At 70.6% G+C, this 21,022-nt stretch carries 17 protein-coding genes and 1 pseudogene; 10 read left to right on the top strand and 8 right to left on the bottom strand.

What is annotated here, in order from left to right; all coding sequences use genetic code 11:
* Nucleotides 1-8 precede the first annotated feature (8 nt).
* The 4 genes from ABDW61_RS11080 to ABDW61_RS11065 all read right to left on the bottom strand — a co-directional run bounded on the left by ABDW61_RS11080 (nucleotide 9) and on the right by ABDW61_RS11065 (nucleotide 5,563).
* Nucleotides 9-2,405, bottom strand: a complete 2,397-nt coding sequence (locus tag ABDW61_RS11080; RefSeq protein ID WP_343638628.1) for a 3-hydroxyacyl-CoA dehydrogenase NAD-binding domain-containing protein — start codon at nucleotides 2,403-2,405, stop codon at nucleotides 9-11.
* Between the two features lie 54 nt (nucleotides 2,406-2,459).
* The gene (locus tag ABDW61_RS11075; protein ID WP_343638626.1) at nucleotides 2,460-2,915 is read right to left on the bottom strand and encodes a DUF2147 domain-containing protein; all 456 of its coding nucleotides are present in this window, start codon (nucleotides 2,913-2,915) and stop codon (nucleotides 2,460-2,462) included.
* An 82-nt stretch (nucleotides 2,916-2,997) separates the two neighbouring features.
* Nucleotides 2,998-4,788 carry an acyl-CoA dehydrogenase C-terminal domain-containing protein gene (locus ABDW61_RS11070; protein WP_343638625.1) on the bottom strand — a complete coding sequence of 597 codons (1,791 nt, stop codon included), beginning with the start codon at nucleotides 4,786-4,788 and terminating at the stop codon, nucleotides 2,998-3,000.
* Nucleotides 4,789-4,864: 76 nt separating this feature from the next.
* On the bottom strand, nucleotides 4,865-5,563 hold the full coding sequence (locus tag ABDW61_RS11065; RefSeq protein WP_343638853.1) for a TetR/AcrR family transcriptional regulator: 699 nt from the start codon (nucleotides 5,561-5,563) through the stop codon (nucleotides 4,865-4,867).
* A 332-nt stretch (nucleotides 5,564-5,895) separates the two neighbouring features.
* On the opposite strand from ABDW61_RS11065, the gene ABDW61_RS11060 reads away from it, so the two are divergent.
* The 10 genes from ABDW61_RS11060 to ABDW61_RS11015 all read left to right on the top strand — a co-directional run bounded on the left by ABDW61_RS11060 (nucleotide 5,896) and on the right by ABDW61_RS11015 (nucleotide 18,257).
* Nucleotides 5,896-6,384: a chemotaxis protein CheW gene (locus tag ABDW61_RS11060; protein ID WP_343638623.1), complete on the top strand. Its 489-nt coding sequence runs from the start codon at nucleotides 5,896-5,898 to the stop codon at nucleotides 6,382-6,384.
* Entirely contained in the window at nucleotides 6,381-7,757 is a 1,377-nt protein-coding gene (locus tag ABDW61_RS11055) for a CheR family methyltransferase (protein WP_343638621.1), read from the top strand. The genes ABDW61_RS11060 and ABDW61_RS11055 overlap by 4 nt, the downstream gene beginning before the upstream one ends.
* Nucleotides 7,754-8,311 carry a chemotaxis protein CheW gene (locus ABDW61_RS11050; protein ID WP_343638619.1) on the top strand — a complete coding sequence of 186 codons (558 nt, stop codon included), beginning with the start codon at nucleotides 7,754-7,756 and terminating at the stop codon, nucleotides 8,309-8,311. Before ABDW61_RS11055 ends, ABDW61_RS11050 begins: the two co-directional genes overlap by 4 nt.
* A 13-nt stretch (nucleotides 8,312-8,324) precedes the next feature.
* Nucleotides 8,325-9,785, top strand: coding sequence for a CHASE3 domain-containing protein (locus ABDW61_RS11045; RefSeq protein WP_343638617.1), 1,461 nt, complete (start codon nucleotides 8,325-8,327; stop codon nucleotides 9,783-9,785).
* Between the two features lie 37 nt (nucleotides 9,786-9,822).
* Entirely contained in the window at nucleotides 9,823-11,934 is a 2,112-nt protein-coding gene (locus tag ABDW61_RS11040) for a response regulator (protein WP_343638616.1), read from the top strand.
* Nucleotides 11,931-13,067, top strand: a complete 1,137-nt coding sequence (gene cheB / locus ABDW61_RS11035; protein ID WP_343638615.1) for a chemotaxis-specific protein-glutamate methyltransferase CheB — start codon at nucleotides 11,931-11,933, stop codon at nucleotides 13,065-13,067. Before ABDW61_RS11040 ends, cheB begins: the two co-directional genes overlap by 4 nt.
* On the top strand, nucleotides 13,064-16,045 hold the full coding sequence (locus ABDW61_RS11030; RefSeq protein ID WP_343638614.1) for a response regulator: 2,982 nt from the start codon (nucleotides 13,064-13,066) through the stop codon (nucleotides 16,043-16,045). Before cheB ends, ABDW61_RS11030 begins: the two co-directional genes overlap by 4 nt.
* 58 nt (nucleotides 16,046-16,103) lie before the next feature.
* Nucleotides 16,104-16,832 (top strand): response regulator transcription factor, encoded by a 729-nt coding sequence (locus ABDW61_RS11025; protein WP_343638851.1) that lies wholly within the window; start codon nucleotides 16,104-16,106, stop codon nucleotides 16,830-16,832.
* Between the two features lie 199 nt (nucleotides 16,833-17,031).
* Nucleotides 17,032-17,592 carry an HNH endonuclease gene (locus ABDW61_RS11020; protein ID WP_343638613.1) on the top strand — a complete coding sequence of 187 codons (561 nt, stop codon included), beginning with the start codon at nucleotides 17,032-17,034 and terminating at the stop codon, nucleotides 17,590-17,592.
* A gap of 197 nt (nucleotides 17,593-17,789) precedes the next feature.
* On the top strand, nucleotides 17,790-18,257 hold the full coding sequence (locus ABDW61_RS11015) for a glycine zipper 2TM domain-containing protein (protein WP_343638612.1): 468 nt from the start codon (nucleotides 17,790-17,792) through the stop codon (nucleotides 18,255-18,257).
* Nucleotides 18,258-18,317: 60 nt separating this feature from the next.
* Here ABDW61_RS11015 and ABDW61_RS11010 read toward each other — a convergent pair.
* The 4 genes and pseudogenes from ABDW61_RS11010 to ABDW61_RS10995 form a co-directional block, all read right to left on the bottom strand.
* A pseudogene (locus tag ABDW61_RS11010) lies at nucleotides 18,318-18,684 on the bottom strand (DUF86 domain-containing protein).
* Complete coding sequence (locus ABDW61_RS11005) at nucleotides 18,681-18,971, bottom strand: nucleotidyltransferase family protein (RefSeq protein WP_343638611.1); 291 nt, start codon at nucleotides 18,969-18,971, stop codon at nucleotides 18,681-18,683. The pseudogene ABDW61_RS11010 and the gene ABDW61_RS11005 overlap by 4 nt, the downstream one beginning before the upstream one ends.
* 83 nt (nucleotides 18,972-19,054) lie before the next feature.
* Nucleotides 19,055-19,633 (bottom strand): response regulator transcription factor, encoded by a 579-nt coding sequence (locus tag ABDW61_RS11000; protein WP_343638610.1) that lies wholly within the window; start codon nucleotides 19,631-19,633, stop codon nucleotides 19,055-19,057.
* A complete protein-coding gene (locus ABDW61_RS10995; protein WP_343638608.1) occupies nucleotides 19,617-21,017 on the bottom strand; it encodes an ATP-binding protein in 1,401 nt (466 codons plus the stop codon). The genes ABDW61_RS11000 and ABDW61_RS10995 overlap by 17 nt, the downstream gene beginning before the upstream one ends.
* Nucleotides 21,018-21,022: the final 5 nt, after the last annotated feature.

The raw sequence follows: 21,022 nt of genomic DNA, 5'->3' as shown, positions 1-21,022 counted from the left end.
TGCGCTGCTCAATTCCGGACCGGCTTGCCGGTCTGGAGCATGCCCATGATTCGCTCTTGGGTCTTCGGGTGCTCCAGCAGCGAGCAGAAGTGCTTGCGCTCCAGCGACATCAGGTATTCCTCGGTCACCAGCGAGCCGGCCTCGACTTCACCGCCGCAGACGACGTCGGCGATCAGCGAGGCCAGGTGGAAGTCATGCTGGCTGATGAAGCCGCCGTCACGCATGTTGGCCAGTTGCGCCTTGACGGTCGCGATGCCCGAGCGGCCCGCCACCGGGAACCTGGCGCGCAGCGGCGCGCGGTAACCGGAGTCCGCCATCGCCTTGGCCTGCGCCGTGGCGACGAACAGCAGCTCGTCCTTGTTGGCGACGATGACGTCGCTGTCCAGCAGGTAGCCCAGCTTTTGCGCCTCCAGCGCGGAGGTCGCCACCTTGGCCATCGCGGCGTTGGTGAAGCCGTCCTTCAGGAAGGCGAAGATGTCCGCGTTGGCATTGCCGGCCGAGGCCATCTCAGCGGCACGGCGCGCGATGTAGGTCAGGCCGCCGCCACCGGGGATCAGGCCGACGCCCACTTCCACCAGGCCGACATACGACTCCATGTGCGCGACGCGGCGGGCGCAGTGCACCGCCAGCTCGCAGCCGCCGCCCAGCGCCAGGCCGCGCATCGCGGCGACGACCGGCACGTTGGCGTAGCGCACGCGCAGCATCATGTCCTGCAGCTTCTTCTCTTCCGGCGCGATGCCCTTGGCGCCCTTGGCCATGAAGACCGGCATCAGCGCTTCCAGGTTGGCGCCGGCGGAGAACACGTCGTCCGGCGACCAGATCACCAGGCCCTTGTACTTGGCCTCGGCGATCTCGACCGCTTTGAGCAGGCCCTCGGTGACCGTCGGGCTGATCAGGTGCAGCTTGCAGTTGATCGAGGCGATCAGCACTTCGCCGTCCAGCGACCAGACGCGGACCTCGTCGTTCTTGAACTCCTCGGTGCCCGCCTTCAGCGGCTCCACCGCGCCCTCGCCGACCAGCGATTCGGGGAAGGCCTGGCGCTCGTAGACCGGCAGCTTGGCGCGCGGCTTGAACTTGCCTTCCTTGGCGCTCCACGAGCCGTCCTTCGAGTGCACGCCGCCGTTCTCGGCGACCGGGCCCTCGAAGACCCACTTGGGCAGCGGCGCGCTCGACAGCGTCTTGCCGGCGTCGATGTCGGCCTGCACCCATTCGGCGACCTGCTTCCAGCCCGCAGCCTGCCAGAGCTCGAACGGGCCCTGCTGCGAGCCGAAGCCCCAGCGCATGGCGAAGTCGATCTCGCGCGCGGTGTCGGCGACGGTGTCCAGGTGCACGGCCACGTAGTGGAACGAGTCACGCAGGATGGACCACAGGAACTGCGCCTGCGGGTTGCTCGATTCCTTCAGCAGCTTGATGCGGTCGGCCGGCTGCTTCTTCAGCATGCGCGCGACGATCTCGTCGGCCTTGCCGCCGCCGGCGACGTACTCGCCAGTGGCGAAGTCCAGGCGCTGGATGTCCTTGCCGACCTTCTTGTAGAAGCCCGCGCCGGCCTTCTGGCCCAGCGCGCCCTTCTCGATCAGGCCCGCCAGCACCTTGGGCGTGGCGTAGGTCGAGTAGAAGGGGTCGTCCTTCAGGTTGTCCTGCATCGTCTTGACGACGTGCGCCATCGTGTCCAGGCCCACCACGTCCGCGGTGCGGAAGGTGCCCGAGGACGCGCGGCCCAGCTTCTTGCCGGTCAGGTCGTCGACGACGTCCACGGACAGGCCGAACTTCTCGGCTTCGATCATCGTGGCCATCATGCCGGCGATGCCGACGCGGTTGGCGACGAAGTTGGGCGTGTCGTTGGCGCGCACGACGCCCTTGCCCACCGCCGTGGTGACGAAGCTCTCGAGCTGGTCGATGACTTCAGGGTTGGTGGTCGGCGTGTTGATCAGCTCGACCAGGTACATGTACCGCGGCGGGTTGAAGAAGTGGATGCCGCAGAAGCGCGGCTTGATCGATTCAGGCAGGACTTCCGACAGCTTGGTGATCGACAGGCCCGAGGTGTTGGACGCCACGATCGCGTGCGGCGCGACGAACGGCGCGATCTTCGTGTAGAGATCCAGCTTCCAGTCCATGCGCTCGGCGATGGCCTCGATGATCAGGTCGCAGTCCTTGAGCAGCTCCAGGTGCTCCTCGTAGTTGGCCTGCTGGATCAGGGCGGCGTTCTCGGGCACGCCCAGCGGCGCCGGCTTGAGCTTCTTCAGGCCGTCGACGGCCTTGGCCACGATGCCGTTCTTCGGGCCTTCCTTGGCGGGCAGGTCGAACAGCACGACCGGCACCTTCACGTTGACCAGATGGGCCGCGATCTGCGCGCCCATCACGCCGGCGCCGAGCACGGCGACCTTGCGAACTTGGAATCGACTCATGGTTTCTCCAATGAACATCTCGGGGATGTGGGGATGTGTCTTCAGGGGCCGCGCTTACTCGACGCGGATCCAGGTCTGTGTACGGCCCAGCAGTGGCATGCCGATGAAACCGCGCACCTCCAGCTTCCTGCCGCCGTCCACCGGGCGCAGCCGCACGCGGTAGACCTTGCCGTTGGACGGATCGAGGATGTCGCCGCCGTCCCACAGATCGGCGTCGTCGCCGTTCTTCTTGACGTTGCGCAGGATGGTCAGGCCCAGGATGGGCTGGCCCTTGCGCTCGTCGGCGCATTCGTCGCACTTGGCCGTCTGCTTGGACGGGTCGGTGATCTTCTCGATCCGGCCGACGAGCACGCCGCCCACTTCGCTGATGCGCACGGTGGAGCGTTCCTGCTTGGTCTCGTCGTCGATCGTCTTCCAGACGCCGACCGGGCTGGTGGCGGTCTGCGCCAGCGCGAGATTGGCGGACAGTCCGAGGCCCAGGGCGACGGCGGTGGCGAACAGCGGTTTCATCGTTTGTCTCTCTCCGGTCTTCGGTGTCTTGGAATGGGTGAACGCGGGCGCCCCGCTCGAGGGGGCGCCCGTGACGCCGTTTTTAGAACAGCGCCTCGTCCATTTCCATCAGCGGGCTCAATCCCGCGCGCGCGGTGCGGATCAGGCTCGCGGTCTCGGGCAGCAGCTTGGCGAAGTAGAAGCGTGCCGTCGCCAGCTTGGCGGTGTAGAACGGATCGCCGCTGTCCTTCTTCTCCAGCGCCAGCTTGGCCATGCGCGCCCACATGTAGGCGAAGCACAGGTGGCCCACGACGCGCAGGTAGTCCACCGCGGCGGCGCCCACTTCATCGGGGTTCTGGAAGGCCTTCATGCCGATCTCGGTGGTCAGCTTGGTGACCTTGTCGCCGATGTCGGCCAGCGGGTTGATGAACTCCTGCATCGCTTCGCTGGTGCCCTCTTCCTCGACGAACTCGGCGATCTTCTTGCCGAACTTCTTCAGCGTCGCGCCGTTGTTGCCCAGGATCTTGCGGCCCAGCAGGTCCAGCGACTGCACGGTGTTCGTGCCTTCGTAGGTCATGTTGATGCGCGAGTCGCGGACGAACTGCTCCATGCCCCACTCGTGGATGTAGCCGTGGCCGCCGAACACCTGCATGCAGTGCGAGGTCGCGATCCAGGCGTTGTCCGAGATGAAGGCCTTGATGATGGGGGTCAGCAGCGCGACCTCGTCCTCGCAGGCCTTGGCCTCGTCGGCGTCATCGCTGGCCAGCGCCTTGTCCAGCTGCAGCGCCACGTAGGCCGACAGCGCGCGGCCGCCTTCGGCATAGGCGCGGGCGGTCAGCAGCATCTTGCGCACGTCCGGGTGGACGATGATGGGATCGGCCGGCTTGTCCGGCGCCTTCGGGCCCGACAGCGCGCGCATCTGGATGCGGTCCTTGGCGTAGGCGACGGCGTTCTGGTACGCCACTTCCGTCAGGCCCAGCGACTGGTTGCCCACGCCCAGGCGGGCGGCGTTCATCATCACGAACATCGCCTGCAGGCCCTTGTTGGGCTGGCCCACCAGCGTGCCGACGGCACCGTCCAGCACGATCTGCGCGGTGGCGTTGCCATGGATGCCCATCTTGTGCTCCAGACCGCCGCAGTACACCGGGTTGCGCTCGCCCAGCGAGCCGTCGGCGTTGACGTTGAACTTGGGCACGATGAACAGCGAGATGCCCTTGGAGCCGGCCGGGGCGTCCGGCAGGCGCGCCAGCACCAGGTGGACGATGTTCTCGGCCAGGTCGTGCTCGCCGGCGGAGATGAAGATCTTCTGGCCGGTGATCTTGTAGGTGCCGTCGCCCTGCGGCTCGGCCTTGGAGCGCAGCAGGCCCAGGTCGGTGCCGCAGTGCGGCTCGGTCAGGCACATCGTGCCGGTCCATTCGCCGGAGGTCAGCTTGGGCAGGTAGGTGGCCTTCTGCTCGGGCGTGCCGTGCGCATGCAGCGCCTCATAGGCGCCGTGGCTCAGGCCGGGATACATGGTCCAGGCCTGGTTGGCCGAGTTCATCATCTCGTACATGAACTGGTTGACCAGCACCGGCAGGCCCTGGCCGCCGTACTCCGGATCGCAGGAGAGCGCGGGCCAGCCGCCCTCGACGTACTGCGCGTAGGCTTCCTTGAAGCCCTTGGGCGCCTTCACCTCGTGGGTGGTCTTGTCCAGCGTGCAGCCTTCCAGGTCGCCCGACAGGTTGATCGGGGCCAGCACCTCGGCGGCGAACTTGCCGCCCTCTTCCAGCACCGCGTTGATGGTGTCCTCGTCGACCTCGGCATGCGCGGGCAGCAGCTTCAGTTCGTCGACCGCGTGCAGCAGCTCGTGCAGCACGAACTGCATGTCGCGCAGGGGCGGGTTGTACTGGGGCATGAGGACTCTCCTGAGAATGGTTCTGGAAGGGATCGGAAGATCGACGGATCGAAAGACCGGAAAGGGCTCGCGCCGCTCAGCCGCGCTTGCGGCCGCTGGCCGCGCTCGCCGGAGCGGTGGGAGGTGTCGTCTGCCGCGCCTGGGCATCGGCCTTGCGGCCGGCCGGCGTGGCGAAGCTGTCGAGGATGCGCTCCAGGCCCGTGCGGGCCCGCGCCAGCGCGCCGGGGCTGCGCAGGAAGCGCGCGTCGTGATGCAGCGAGAGGATCAGGCCGTGCATCTCGAACAGGACCTGGTCGGGATCGGCGTCCGGCGCCAGATGACCGCATTCCTGCGCCAGCAGGATGGCCTTGCGGATCGCGGCGTGCCAGTCGCGCACCATGGCCACCAGCGCGTCGCGCACCGGGCCCGGCCGGTCGTCGAATTCCACCGCGCCGCTGATGTAGATGCAGCCCGAGTCCACTTCGACCGAGGTGCGGTGCACCCAGCGCTCGAACAGCGCGCGCAGGCGCGGCAGGCCGCGCGGCTGGCGGATCGCGGAGAAGAAGACTTCCTCTTCGAACTTGGCGTGATACTCGCGCACCACGGCGATCTGCAGTTCCTCGCGCGAGCCGAAATGCGCGAACACGCCGGACTTGCTCATCTTCGTCACATCGGCCAGCGCGCCGATGGACAGGCCCTCCAGCCCCATGTGCGAGGCCAGTCCCAGCGCCGCGTCCAGGATCGCGGCGCGCGTCTGGGCGCCCTTCTGGAGCGAGCGCGCGCCACGGCGCGCCACGGGCGTGGCGGGGGCGGCAGGCTTGGCGGCAGTGGCGGAGGTGGTGGACACGATGCCCGGAATAATAAAACGAACGATCGTTCTATTTTGATCAGTTCCGGGCGGGAATGGCAATCCTTGACCACCCTTTTTTAGTGGCGATGACCTAAAAAACTCGGCCCCTCGCCAGGGCCCATCACCCTGCTCACGATTCGCTTCAAGGGTTTACCCGAACCCGGCGCGATGAGCTTCTCTGCGACGCTGAGCGACTCGCGGGCGCCCGGCCAGTGACCTTCGGCAACGCCCGCTCGCCTGACGTCGGCATAGACTGACGCAAACAGGGAGCCGGAAGGATGCACAAGCCATCGAGTGGCGTGGTTCGAGTCCTGGTGTGCCGGGTGCAGTCCCGGCTCTGCGGCCTGCCGCTGGATGCGGTCGAGGAAACGCTGCGCCCGCAGCCGCTCAGGCCGCTGGCGGCGCCCGTCGTGCATGTGCCGGGCCTGGCCCGCATCCGCGGCGACTGGATCCCGGTGGTGGATCTGGCCGGCCTGCTCGGCATGAACGGCGCGGCCCCGGCGGCGCGCTACGTGATCGTGCGCACCGGCGGGCGCCGCGTCGCGCTCGCCGTGGCCGAGGTGCTTGGCCTGCATGAGCTTCCCGCTTCCGATCTGCGCGCCCTCCCCCCGCTGCTGCGCGATCGCGAGCATGGCGCGGTCGCCGCGCTGGCCGAACGCGACGACGAACTGGTGGCCGTGCTCGACCAGGGCCGGCTGCTGCCCGCTGAACTGCTCGGCCACGCCGCGGCGCCGCTGGCGCCGGCCCAGGCGGGAGCCGCCTCATGACGCGCGCGGGCCTGCCCGACGCCATGCCGCCGCCGCTTCTCTCGCGCCTGCGCGCGCTGCTCGCGGCGCGGCTGGGCCTGCAGTTCGACGAGCGTCAGGATGACCGCTTGAGCGCGGCGCTCGGACGTGCCGCCGGCGATGCGGGCCCGCAGCGCTTCCTGGATCAGATGGAACTGGCGCCGACGCGGGCCGGCCTGGACGCGCTCGCGGCCGAACTGACGGTGGGCGAGACCTTCTTCTTCCGCCACCCGGAGCAGTTGGAGGCGCTGCGCGCCGAGCTGCTGCCGTCGCTGGTGCGCGGCCTGCCGCCCGGTGGCCGGCTGCGCGTGCTGTCCGCCGGCTGCGCCACCGGCGAGGAGGCCTACACGCTGGCGATCACGCTGCACCGCGCCGGGCTGCAGGCGCAGGGCATCGACTGGGAGGTGCTCGCGCTCGACGTGAACCCGCTAGCGCTGGCGCGCGCGGCGGCGGCGCGCTATGGCGAATGGAGCCTGCGCGCGACGCCGCCCGAGCAGCGCGACCTCTGGTTCCGGCGCGTCGGCGATCACGAGTGGACGCCGCTGCCGTCGATCCGCCAGCGGGTGCGGTTCGAGCTGCGCCAACTCGGCCAGCCCGACGCCGCGTTCTGGACGCCGGACCGCTTCGACGTCATTTTCTGCCGCAACGTGCTGATGTATCTGGAGCCGGCCGCGCTGCGGCAGGCGATCCGCCACCTGACCGGCTCGCTGACGGCGGGCGGCGCGCTGTTCCTGGGCCATGCGGAGACGCTGCGCGGTCAGAGCCAGGCGCGCGCGGCGGGCCTGGCGCTGCGGCAGTCGCACGGCTGCTTCTTCTACCGGCGCGAGAGCCCGGAGGCGCCGCCCGCCTGGCCCTTTCCCTGGGGTTCGCCCGGTCCCGCCGCGGAACACCCGCCGCCGCTGCCTGCCGCCGCGCCGCCGCCCGGACCGGCCGCTGCGCAGAGCGCGGACCAGGCCCTGCTCGACGAAGCGCTGCTGCTGGTCGAGGCCGGCCAGGTGGAGGACGGCCTGCGCGCCTGCGCGCGGCTGATCGCGCCGCGCACGCCGGCCGCGCTGCAAGCAGACGTGCTCTTCCTGCAGGGACTGGCGATGGAGGAGCGCGGCCAACTGCCCGCCGCCGAATGGCATCACCAGCGCGCCGCGGCCAAGGACGCGGCGTTCGCGCTGCCGCACCTGCGGCTGGGACTGCTGGCACGGCGCCGCGGCGAGGTCGTCGCCGCGCGGCGTGAGCTGCGGCGCGCGCTCGAGCTGCTGGAGGGCGAGTCCACCGAGCGGCTGCGCCGCTTCGGTGGCGGCTTCGAACGCGATGACCTGCGGCGCCTGTGCCGCGACGAGATCCGGGAGGTCCGTTCATGACGGAAGCGACCCGCGCGCGGCTGCGCGACTGGCGCGAGGCCTTCGACCGCTCCTTCGCCGAGCCCTTGCGCCGGCGCGAGGACGAGGCCGCGCTCGACGTGCTGGGCATACGGATTGCCGGCGACCCGTTCGCCCTGAACTTGGCCGACCTGGCCGGACTGACGCCCGCCATGCCCCCCGCCCCTTATCCGGCCACCGCCCCGGGATTGCTCGGACTCGCCGGCCATCAGGGCCAGGTCTTGCCGCTCTACGACCTGCAGGCGCTGATCGGACGCGGTCCGGCGACGGCGCCGCGCTGGTGGGCGATCACGCGGGCCGCCCCGCTGGCGCTGGCCTTCGAGGGCTTCGACGGGCAGTGGCGCCTGTCGCCCGGCGACCGCCTGCAGCAGAGCGACGCCACCGGCACCGGCTGGGCCGTGCGCTGCGGCGGCGCGCTGCGGCCGCTGATCGAGCTCGAGGGGGTGATCGCCGCGATCGCGGGCGGCCAGCTCGACGGCGCGGCCTTCGCCGACCGTGACACAAGCACAACGACCGCCGGCCGCGCCGGCCGATGACAGGGAGCGAGCCATGTGGACCTTCGGAAGAAAGCTGGCGGTGGGATTCGCGTTGTCCTTCGCGCTGCTGATGCTGATCGGCGTGCTGGCCTATCGCGGCGTCGACGTGCTGGCGCAGAACAGCTACCAGGTCACCCGCACCCATGCGGCGGTGACCCACATCGGCGGGCTGCTCAGCCTGATGAAGGATGCCGAAACCTCGCAACGCGGCTATCTGCTGACCGGCGAGGAGGGCTACCTCGAGCCCTACCGCGGCGCTCTCACGAGCCTGCCCAAGCTGATCTCCGAACTCAAGCCGCTGCTGCGCGACAACCCGGCGCAGCAGGCGCGCTTCGAGCAAGCCAGCGCGATGATCGACGGCCTGATGGCGATGCACAAGGAGCGCATCGACACCCGCCGCGGCGAAGGGCAGGAAGCCGCGATCCGCAACGTCAAACTGGGCGAGGGCAAGCGCCGCATGGACGAGTTGCGCGCCGTGATCACCCAGATGGAGGATGAGGAGACCGACCTGCTGCGCGAGCGCGCCAGAGAGGTCGAGTCCACCGCCAACGGCGTGCGCCAGACCATCGTCTGGGGCACGGTGGCCGGTGCGCTGCTGGTGCTGGCGGCGGCGCTGACGCTCAGCCGCGCGCTGACCGGCCAGGTCGGCACGGCGGTCAAGCATGTGCAGCGCTCGTCGGCCGAGCTGCAGGCGGCCGCGAATCAGCAGGCCGCCGGCGCGCGCGAGACGGCGACCTCGATGACCGAGATCTCGACCACGATCTCCGAGCTGCTGGCCACCTCGCGCCAGATCGCCGACAGCGCGCAGCGCGTGGTCGGCATCGCCGAGCAGACCGCCAGCTTCGCGCGTGGCGGCGACGGCACGCTGCAGGCCGCGCGCGAGACCATCGCCGCGATGCGGCGCCAGATCGATCTGGTGGTGGACCACATGCTGGACCTGGGCCGCAAGTCGCAGCAGATCGGCGTGGTGCTGGATCTGGTCGGCGAACTGGCCGAGCAGACCAACATCCTGGCGATCAACGCCACCATCGAGGCCACCGTGGCGGGCGACGCGGGGCGGCGCTTCAGCGTCGTGGCGGACGAGATCCGCAAGCTCGCCGACCGCATGACGGCATCGACCAAGGACATCCGCGTGCAGATCGACGACGTGCGCGGCGCGGTCAACACGACGGTGATGGCCACCGAGACCGGCTCCAAGGCCGTCGACGCGGGCGCGCGCCAGTTCGACGAGGTGGCCGCGACCTTCGGCCGCATCGCCGGCCTGGTGGTCACGACGATGGACGCGGCACGCGAGATCGAGCTGTCCACCAAGCAGCAGGCGACCGCGGTCGAGCAGCTCAACGTCGCGCTGTCCAACACCGCGCAGGCGTCGCGCGAGACCGAGGCCAGCTCCGGCCAGACCTCGCAGACCGCCACCGAGCTGGCCGAGATGTCGCGTGATCTGCTGCGACTCGTGCAGGCTCAGCCGACCTGAGCGGCGTCCCTTCCCTTCAACCCGACAGCGCGCGCCCGTGGCCAAGGACCCCTACCGCTTCTTCCGCGTCGAAGCCCGCGATCTGCTGCGGCAGATGAGCGAGGCCGTGCTCGCCGCCGAGCAGGGCTCCGTGCCCGACCTCGCGCCGCGGATGCTGCGCCTGGCCCACACGCTCAAGGGCGCGGCGAGCGTCGTGCGCCAGCCCGCGATCGCTGCGCAGGCGCATGCGATCGAGGACCTGCTCACGCCGCTGCGCGACAGCGGCGAAGCTCCCGACCGCGCCGGCATCGACGCGCTGCTGGCGCTGATCGACGCCGCCGGCGACGCGATCTCGGCCCTGGACGCGCCGGCGGCTTCGCCCGCACCGGCGACCGCGAGCCACTCGCCGGCTCCGGGCGCGAGCCGCCCTTCCCCCCCTCTCCCCTCTTCCCCGGTTTCCGCGTCACCCGATGGACAGGCACCTGCGGAGCCGTCGACGCCGGCCGCCGGGCTCCCCGGTGAAGAGCCCGGCGACGATCCCATCGCGGGCCTGCTGACCGTGCCGCAGCTGTTGCCTGAGGAACTCGACGGCCTGCTGGGCGACATCGCCCGCGCGCAGGGCCATCTCGTGCCCATCGAGCGCGCCGCGGCGCTGCTGCGCGAACTGCGCGGCACGCTCTCAGGCCAGCAGGAACTGCTCGCCGGCCCGCTGGCGCGCATCGAGGACCAGATCGAACGCGGCGTGCGCCAGCTTGCGCGCGAGCTCGTGGCGCTGCGCGATGACGCCGAGCAGCTGCGGCTGCTGCCCGCGTCGCAGCTGTTCGCGCCGCTGCAACGCAGCGCACGCGACGCGGCGCGCTCGCAGGACAAGCAGGCGCGGCTGACCGGCTCGGGCGGCGACGTGAAGCTGGAGGCGGCGCTGCTGAACGCGGTCTCCGGCGCGCTGGTCCAGATGGTGCGCAACGCCGTTGCGCACGGCATCGAGACACCGGCCGAACGCGCCGCCGCCGGCAAGCCGCCACAGGGGCGGATCGAGCTGCGCATCGAGCGGCGCGGCCGCGACGTGCTGTTCTGCTGCGCCGATGACGGCGCCGGACTCGATCTGGACGCGCTGCGCCGCACCGCGGTCGACAAGGGCATCCCGGGCGCGGCGCGCCTGGACGACGACGCACTGATCGAGCGCCTGCTGCGCGGCGGCCTGAGCACCGCGCGGCGCGTGGACGCGCTCGCCGGGCGCGGGGTCGGCATGGACCTGGTGCGCGACACGGCGGACCGCCTGGGTGGCCGCCTGACGCTGCGCAGCCGCCGCGGCGAAGGCACGACGGTGGAGCTCTGCGTGCCGCTGCAACTGGCGGCGCTGCGCGCGATCCGCGTCTGCGCCGGCGCGATGTCGGCGTGGGTGCCGCTGGATGCCGTCGAGTGCGTGCTGCAGCGGCCCGTGCTGAACGGCTCGCACGTCGCCGTGGACGACGAGCTGCTGCCCCATCTGTCGCTGGCCGATGCGCTGCGTCCCGGCGATCCGCCCTCGCCGCCGCGCTCCGCCCTCGTGCTGCGCGCCGGCGGACAGCGGGCGGCGCTGGGCGTCGACTCGCTCGACGGCGTGACCAGTGTGGTGCTGCGGCCGCCGCCGGCGCTGCTGCCGCCCTCGCCGCTGATCGCCGGGCTCGCGCTGGACGCGGCGCGGCAGCCGGTGCCGGTGCTGGCGCCGGACGGCCTGGTCGCCGCCGCGCGCAACGCCCGGCCCCGCGCGCCGCCGCCGCCGCCGCGCACCGGCACCATCCTGGTCATCGACGACTCGCTGACCACCCGCATGCTCGAGCAGAGCATCCTCGAAGCCGCTGGCTACCGCGTGCACATGGCTGCCTCCGCCGAGGACGGCCTCGAGGCCGCGCGCCGGGAGCGCTACGCGCTCATCCTCGTCGACGTCGAGATGCCGGGCATGAGCGGCTTCGAATTCGTCGAGACCATTCGCGGCGACGCGTCGCTGCGCGACATCCCGGCGGTGCTGGTGACCTCGCGCAACGCGCCGGAGGACCTCGCGCGCGGCAAGTCCGCGGGCGCCGACGGCTACATCGTCAAGGGCGAGTTCGCGCAGAACGAGTTCCTCGCGCAGGTCGCGCGGCTGGTGGCGCGCTCGGCGCAGCCCGCGGCGGAGGGGGCGTCCGCATGAGCGGCATCGGCGGCATCGGTGGCATCGGCGGGCTCGGTGGCGGCGCGCCCGCCGACCTGGCCGGCGCCAGAGCGGGGCGCCCGCTGCGGGTGCTGGTGGTCGAGGACTCGATCACCGTGCTGGCGCACATCCGCGAGGTGCTGGCCTCGCAGCCCGACATCGAGCTCGTTGGCGAGGCGCACGACGGTGCCCAGGCGGTGGCGCTGTGCCAGCGGCTGCGGCCCGACGTCGTGTCGATGGACATGATGCTGCCCGGCATGGACGGCCAGGCCGCGACCGAGGCCATCATGGCCCACTGCCCGACGCCGATCCTGATCGTGTCCTCGTCGACCAACCGGGGCGAGCTGCTGCGCACCTACGAGGCGCTGGCCGCCGGCGCCGTCGAGGTGCTGGAGAAGCCCACCGCCACCATGCCCGAGGGCGAATGGGAGCGCCGCTACCTGACGCTGCTGCGGCTGGTGGCGCGCATCCGCGTGATCACGCATGTGCGGGCGCGCATCCCGGGCCGGTCCTCGGCGCGGCTGCCGCATGCGCCGCCGACGCCGCGCCGCGCGCTGCTGGCGCTGGGCGCCTCCACCGGCGGTCCGGGCGCGCTGATGAAGGTCTTGCAGACGCTGCCCGCGCCGGCGCCGCTGCCGGTGTTGATCGTCATGCACATCAACGCGGTGTTCAGCCGCGGCTTCGCGGAATGGCTGGACGCGCAGACGGCGCATCCGGTGCGCTACGCCCATGGGGGCGAGCGGCTGCACGAACTGGCCGGCCAGGTGCTGCTGGCGCCGCCGGACTCGCACCTGGTGCTGCAGTCCGGCCAGCTGCAGCTCAGCCATGCGCCGCCGCGGCACTCGTGCCGGCCGTCGGTGGATGTGCTGTTCGAGTCGCTGGCCACGGAGATCGGCAGCGGCGTCGCGGCGGCGCTGCTGACCGGCATGGGACGCGACGGGGCGCAAGGCCTGCTCGCGATCCGGCGCGCGGGAGGCGCCACGCTGGCGCAGGACGAAGCCAGTTCGATGGTCTATGGCATGCCGCGCGAAGCCGCCCAGCTGGGCGCCGCCGAGCGCGTGCTGCCGTTGGCCGACATCGGCCCCGCCCTGATGGGCTTGAGCGGTATGGCCTGGGGAGGAGCCCATTCATGAACAAGAGAACTTTCATCGTCGAGGACAGCCTGACGGTCCGGATGGACCTGCGCGAGGCGCTGGAGGACGCCGGCTTCGACTGCGTCGAATGCGCCTCGCTGGCGCAGGCCCGGGCCGCGCTGGCCGGCGGCGTGCCGGCCCTGGTGCTGCTGGACAACCTGCTGCCGGACGGCGACGGCGCCGCCTGGCTGCCCGAGCTGCGCGCCGCGCCCCAGGGCGCCGAGTGCGTGGTGCTGATCCTGTCCAACGCATCGCAGGCCAGCGACCGGCTGCGCGGCCTGGCCCACGGCGCCGACGAGTACGTGGGCAAGCCCTACGACCGCGTCTACGTCGTCGACCGCGCGCGCGAGCTGGTGCGCCAGCGCCAGGCGCGGATGGTGCCGGCGCCGCACGCGGCCACGGTGCTGCTGATCGACGACAGCGAGACCTTCCGCGAGGCGCTGCGCGACGCGCTCGAGCCGCAGGGCTACGGCATCCACATGGCCGCGCATGGCGAGGAGGGATTGCGCCAGGCCGCCGCGCTGCGGCCCAACGCGGTGATCGTCGACCAGCACATGCCCGGCATCGATGGCGCGGCGGTGATACGCCGGCTGCGCCTGGATCCGGCGCTGCGCCACACGCCCTGCCTGCTGCTCACCGCCGACGAAGGGCCCGAGGCGGAGCTGCGCGCGCTGGAGGCCGGCGCCGATGCGTTCGCGCGCAAGCAGGACGACGTCGACCTGATCCTGGCGCGCGTCGCCGCGATGCTGCGCAGCGCCGCGGCCAGTCTGCCCGAGCAGGGCGCGAGCCTGCTCGGCCCCAAGCGCCTGCTGCTGGTGGACGACAGCGCCAATGTGCTGGCCGAGCTCGGCGCGACGCTGCGCGACGACGGCTTCGACGTGATCGCGGCCGGCAATGGCGAGCAGGCGCTGGAGCTGCTCGCGGTGCAGACCGTGGACGCGGTGCTGCTGGACGTGCAGATGCCGGGCATCGGCGGCCTGGAGACCTGCCGCCGGATCAAGTCCGCGCCGGCGCTGCGCGACATCCCGGTGCTGCTGCTCACGGCCTTCGAGGGGCGCGCGTCGATGCTGGCGGGCCTGGAGGCCGGCGCCGACGATTACGTCGTCAAGGCCAATGGCGAGGTCGAGCTGCTCAAGGCGCGGCTGCGCGCGCAGTTGCGCCGCAAGCAGTTCGAGGACGAGGCGCGCCGCGTCCATGCCGAGCTGCACAACAGCGCGATGGAGGCCGCCGAAGCGCGCGCCGCCCGCAACCTCGCCGACAGCCGCGCCGAGTTGCTGGCCGCGCTGCAGCAGCGCAATGACGCGCTGGAGCAGCTCAACGCGGAGCTCAGCCGGGCCAGCAGCGCCAAGACGGCCTTCCTGTCGACGATGTCGCATGAGCTGCGCACGCCGCTGAACGCGGTGATCGGCTTCGCGCAGCTGATGCGCGACGGCGCCGCCGGACCGGTCAGCGAGCGCCAGGCCGAGTTCTGCAACCACATCCACAACGCGGGCCAGCATCTGCTCTCGCTGGTCAACGACCTGCTGGACATGGCCAAGATCGAGGCGGGGCGCGTCGATCTCGACATCGAGCCGGTCGATCTGGACGAGCTGCTGCGCGACGCGCTGACCATCGTGCAGGAACGCGCGCGGCTGAACCGCGTCGAGATGAGCTTCTTCGGCGTCGGCGCCGGCCAGCGGGTGTGCGTGGACCGGCGGCGGCTGCGGCAGATCATCTACAACCTGCTGTCCAACGCCGCGAAGTTCACGCCCAGGGCCGGCCACATCCGGCTCGAGGCGCGGCGCGTGCCGCGAGCCCGCGCGCGCGAGGCGCTGCCGGGCTTCCCGTCGGGACGGCGCACCGACCTGCCCGAGAGCGACTTCAGCGAGTTCGTCCAGATCAGCGTCACCGACGATGGCATCGGCATTCCGCCGGAGGGGCTCGAGAAGCTGTTCCAGCCCTTCAACCAGATCCGCAACGTGATGACGCACAAGGTCGAGGGCACCGGCCTGGGCCTGGCGACGGTGGCGCGGCTGGTGCAGCTGCACGGCGGCGCGGTGGCGGTGAGCAGCCAGCCCGAGAAGGGCAGCTGCTTCACCTGCTGGCTGCCGTGGCGTGAGCCGGTGATCCCCGACGTCATCCTGCCGGACGAGGCCGGCGCACGGCCGCTGGCGCTGGTCATCGAGCACAACCAGCAGGCGGCGGCGCTGATGGAGACGCAGCTGAATGCGGCGGGCTTTCGCGTGCGGCATGTCGACTCGGCGGAGGCGGCGCTGGAGCTCGCGCACCAGCTGCGGCCGGACCTGATCACGCTGGAGGTCAACCTGCCGGGGCTCGATGGCTGGGAGCTGCTGTCGCGGCTGAAGAACCTGCCGGGCTGGGCGCACATCCCGGTGGTGGTGGTGTCGGTGGACGCGGGCCAGGAGGTGGCGCTGTCGCTGGGCGCGTCGGCGGTGCTGCACAAGCCGGTGTCGCGCAAGGCGCTCAGCAAGGAACTGGAGATGCTCGGCTTCAAGCCGACCGCGACGCGCAAATTCCTGGTGCTGGCGATCAGCGACGCGCCCGGCGACCTGCAGTCGCTCAGCGCGCATCTGTCGCAGCCCGGCTTCTCGGTGCTGCGGGCGACCGGCGGCAAGGAGGGCATCGAGCTGGCGCGGCGCCATGTGCCTGACCTGATCGTGCTGGATCTGCTGATGGCGGAGGTCGATGGCATCGGCGTCGTCGAGGCGCTGCAGCGCGATCCGCTGACGGCGGCGATCCCGGTGATCGTCGTGGCGGCGTCGCAGCTGACACCGCGCGACCGCGAGCTGCTGAACCGCCACGTGCAGCGCGCGACGCGCGATCCGGCCGCCGCGCCGGTGGCCAATGGCGCGAATGGCACGCCGGTGCCCGCGCCGGGCGTGCGCGCGCCGACGGGCCCGCAGGGGCATTTCATGGACGAGGTCAAGCGCGCGATCAGCCGTACGAGCTGGGGCGAACTCGATCCGCTGGATGACTGACCTCGCGCGGCGAGGAGGACGCGACCGAACGATGCAAGCGAATGCGACACCTTTGACCGTGGTCCTCGTCGAGGACTCCTTCACCATCCGGCGCCAGTTGCTGCAGCGGCTCGACGCGGTGCCGGGACTGCGCGTGGTCGGCGAGGCCGCGGACGAGACGACCGCGCTGGCGCTGGTCGATCACCTGAAGCCATCGGCGGTGCTGCTGGACCTGTCGCTGGCGCAGGGCGGCTCCGGCATCGCGGTGCTCAAGACGCTGCGGCGCCAGGGCTATGGCGGACAGGTGCACGTGCTGTCGCATCAGACCGAGGCGTATCGCGCCGCGGTCCTGGCGGCGGGGGCAAACGGGTTTTTCGACAAGGCCGAGGAACTCGACGAGATGCTGCGGCAGCTGACCGGCCAGCCGGAAGTGCCGGTGCCGGCGCCGCTCGACGCGGCGGCACTGCGCGAGCAGCTCGACCAGACGGTGAAGCTGGCGATGCGCGATGGCGGCGAGGTCGTCGTGCATGTGATCGCCGGCCGCGCCGAGGAACTGCCGCCGCTGGCGGCGCAGTTGATCGCCGCTGTCGACAGCGGCGATCTGGTCGGCTGGGTCCATCCGGGCGCGGCGGACCGGCTCTGCGTCGTGCAGGTCGACGGCGAGGACACGCCCTCGCTGCGGGAGCGGCTCGACGTGCTGGCGCCGGACGTGCGGATCGGCCGCGCGCGGCTGCCGGAGGACGCGCTCTCCAGTGGCGGGCTGGTGGCGCTGGCGGAACTGCGGGCGCTGGGCAAGCTGCCCTCGTGAGGCGTGACGCGGCCGAGACACCTGGACTGAGCCGAAGGAAGCAGTTCGGAATGGGGATACGCCGGGTTGAACCTTGGCCCACGGGCGCCTATCGTCGGCGAACAGCCTGAATATCGTCTCGGCGGCGCCACCGTGCGCGGCTGGCACTTGAGTTGCCCCCTGCGACTGGATTACCCTTTGTCGCTGGAGGTCATCGACCGTGGACGTTCTGCAGCTGGACATCTCGGGCCGACCGCAGGCCTGGATCTCGACGAAGGAAGCAGCGGTGCTGTATGCCAGCGACGCGGTGGCGTGGACGCTGGGCGAGCCGTGCCACATCTTGCGCGGCGGCTTCCAGCGGCTGACGGGGCTGCAATCGCGGATCGAGCTGCATCCGATCGTCGCGGTGCGCGGCGCGATCCCGAGCCGCGCCTGGCGCCAGGCGCCGGCGCTGTCCAACTTCAAGCTGTTCGCGCGCGACCGGCATGTCTGCGCGTACTGCGGCCACCGCTTCCATCCCGACCAGTTGACGCGCGAGCACATCCAGCCGGTGTCGCGCCGCGGGCAGGACTCGTGGATGAACTGCATCACCGCCTGCCGCGCGTGCAACGGCCGCAAGGGCAACCGCACACCGGAAGAGGCACGCATGTCGCTGCTCTATCTCCCGTACGTGCCCAGCCTGCACGAGGACATGATCCTGCGCGGCCGGCGCATCCTGGCCGACCAGATGGAGTTCCTGCTGGCGAGCGTGCCGAAGTCGTCGAGGTTGTACGCGTCGTAGCGCGCCGCCGTGCTTGACCGCGCTGCCATCGCAGTCGTTCGGCGGTCTTAAGGGGCGTCAAAGCGGGCTCCGGTAGAGTCCTTCACGTGCGTCCGCCATGCGGCGCGGGTCCGTGTCACGGGCGGGTAAAGACTTGTTGCACGGTCAACGGAAGGTCACAGGCATCCGTTGGCCGGGCATCGACCTGGAGAGATGAAATGAAGAAGCTGCTGATTGCCACGATGGTGGCCGCCCTGGCCGCGTGCTCGACGACGAGCCCTGATGTGATCCAGCGCGGCGATGCGCAGCGCATGTCGCAGGTGCAGGACGCGACCGTGCTGTCGGTGCGCCCGGTGACGGTGGACGGCTCGCAGAGCGGCGCTGGCGCGGTGACCGGCGCGGTCGTGGGCGGCGTGGCCGGCGGCAGTGTCGGCGGCCATCGTGAAGGCCTGGTCGTTGGCGTGCTGGGCGCCGTGGCTGGCGCGGCACTGGGCAACGCCGTCGAACGCGGCGTGACCAAGGAACAGGCCGTCGAGATCCTGCTGCAACTGCGCAACGGTGAGCGCCGCGCGATCGTTCAGGCGCAAGGCAACGAAAACTGGATCGCCGGCGAGCCGGTGATCGTCGTCACCACCGGCGGCAAGTCGCGCGTGGTACGCGCGCCGGCGGCGACGCGTACGAACTGAGCGTCCGTCTGCGTCAATGACAAGGGGCCCTCGCGGCCCCTTTCTCATGGCACGTTCGCGTTATCCACCGGCGGCGATTGCCGCCGCCCGCACGGCAGGCAGCTTCGCCAAGAGTTCGGGGACCCAGATCTTCACCGTTCGCCACACGACATCAAGATTGATGTCGAAGTACACATGCGCGATGCGATTGCGCATGTCCTTGATGCTGCGCCATGGAATCTGAGGGTGTCCTGCCACGAAGGCGCCATGCCCCTTCAACAGCACCGTTGCGGCTTCTTCCCAATACGACGATGTTGAAGATCACCGCCTGCTGCGTCTTCTTGTCGCTCTGGAACTGAGCCTGGGTCATCTCCGCGACGTAGCCATGCGCCAAGGTCGCGGCCTCATGCATGTGGTCAAGGTACTCGACCAATCCCATGCGGCTCATACCGGACGCGCCTCTGCAAGCACCTCGCCACGGAACCTCGGAGAAAGGTCTCCCGGGGTGAGCAGATGCACGGGAACGCCAAGCAGGTCTTCAAGCTCCAGATGAAGACCGCTGAGGTCGATCAAGGTGGCGCTCGGCATGGCGTCGACGAGCAGGTCCAGGTCACTGTCCTCGCGATCCTGCCCATGCAGCACGGATCCGAAGACACGCAGGTTCGTCGTGGGATAACGGGCCACGATCGAGCCGATCAGGTCTCGTTTCAAGGCAAGCGCCTGCGAGGGTTTCATCGATCTTCCTTTCGTATCGAGTTGCCACGACACGATCAGGATAAGGCCGCCGCGCGTCGCTCAAAACGAGCGGCGCTCCGCCCTCACTTCACCCGCTGCTTCTCCAGCTTCCTCGCCAGCGTGCGCCGGTGCATGCCCAGCCGCCGCGCCGTCTCCGAGATGTTGAACCCCGTCGCCGCCAGCGTCTCGTGGATGTGCTCCCACTCCAGCGTCTTGATCGAGGTGGTCGCCCGGTCCGTGACCTCGACCTCCGCGTCGCCCTGCGCGCGCGCGAACGCCGCCTCGATGTCATCGGTGTTCGCGGGCTTGGCCAGATAGTGCCGCGCGCCCAGCTTGATCGCCTCCACCGCCGTGGCGATGCTCGCGTAGCCGGTCAGCACCACGATCACCATCTCCGCGTCATGCTCGTGCAGCATCTGCACGCACGACAGCCCGGAACCGCCGCCCGCCAGCTTCAGGTCGACGACGGCGTACTCCGGCGCCTCTTCCCGGCCGCGCTCGGCAAGCAGCTTCTGCACCTGCTCCACGCTGGTCGCGCGCAGCACCTGATAGCCACGGCGTTCGAACGAGCGCGACAGCGTCCGCGCGAAGGCGTCATCGTCCTCGACGATCAGCAGCAGGCGGTCCGTGTCCGCAGGCGAAAGGTCATCCATGGGCAGCATTCTCCGGCAGGTCCTGGGGGGCCAGGGCGGACAACGGCAGACGGATCTCCACCTCGGCGCCGCCACCCTCTTCCGCCAGACGGTTGCGCGCCTGCAGCCGTCCGCCCAGCGATCGCACCACGTTCAGCGCCAGGAACAACCCCAGTCCGCCGCCGGCCCGCCCCTTGCTCGATTGATAGGGCTTGCCAAAGCGCTCCAGCATCTCCGGCAGGAAACCCGCGCCTCGATCCGCGACCCGCAGCACCAGCTGTCCATCCTCCGTCAGCGCGCGCAGCGTCACCGGCTGGCCAGGCGCCGCCTCCAGCGCGTTGTCCAGCACGTTGTCGATCATCTGCTTGAGCCCCACGTCCGACACGATGCGCAGGCGCGGCAGATGGACATCGGGCAGGTACTCGAGTCCGTGATGCGCGCGCGTCGTCAGCCAATGCTGCACGAGGTCATCAAGAAAGGCCTGCAGCGTCGTCACCACCGGCGATTCACCGCGCAACTCGCCCGCCGACATCAGGATCCCGCTCACGATCGCCTTGCAGCGCCGCAGCTGGACCTGCATCTCCTCGATCTCCTCGCGCAGCTCCGGATCGCCGGCGAAAGGCGCCATGCGCGACCAGTCGCCCAGGATCACCGACAGCGTCGCCAGCGGCGTGCCCAGCTCATGCGCCGCGCCCGAGGCCAGCAGGCCCATGCGCACGATGTGCTCCTCCTCGGCGGCGCGCTGGCGCAGATCGGCCAGGCGCGCGTCGCGCTGGCGCAGGTTGCGGCCGATGCGCTGGATGAAGATCACCAGCAGCCCGGCGTTGATCGCGAAGCAGATCAGCAAGCCGCCGATGTAATGCGGCGGCAGCGAGAGGCCCTCCATGTCCGGCACCAGCAGCGGCAGGTGCCACTGCGTCAGCGCCACGAAGCAGCCGCCCGTCACCGCCACCGTGAACCAGATGTAGCGCGACGGCAGCAGCACCGCGCCCACCGCGATCTGCAGCAGGAACAGGAAGATGAAGGGATTGGTGACGCCGCCGCTGTAGTACAGCTGCCCGCTCAGCACCGCGATGTCGACCAGCAACCCGGCGAACAGCTCGGCGTTGCGCACGCTGGGCACCCAGCGCGTGCGCAGCCAGCAGGCCACGTTGAACAGCACCAGCACCGCCAGCAGCGTGAGCATCTCCGGCATCGGCAGCCGGATGTGCAGCGCGAAGTGGACCGACAGCACCGTCGCGAACTGCCCCGCCGCCGCCAGCCAGCGCAGCTGCACCAACTGCTGCAGGTTGTTGCGTCCCGCCTCGAGCGCCCGGCCCGCGCCCGAGGTGTCGCCACGCGCCAGCGCCCCGGCGCCGTCGAGGTAACGGCTGTCGTCGGGGTGGTCGTCGTCCGGATCGGGACGGCTCAGCATGGTCC

Origin of the sequence: Roseateles sp., from assembly GCF_039595595.1 — a bacterium.
Classification (GTDB): domain Bacteria; phylum Pseudomonadota; class Gammaproteobacteria; order Burkholderiales; family Burkholderiaceae_C; genus Roseateles.
Note: the sequence above shows the minus strand (reverse complement) of the source record. Positions and strands in the feature narration are given on the sequence as shown.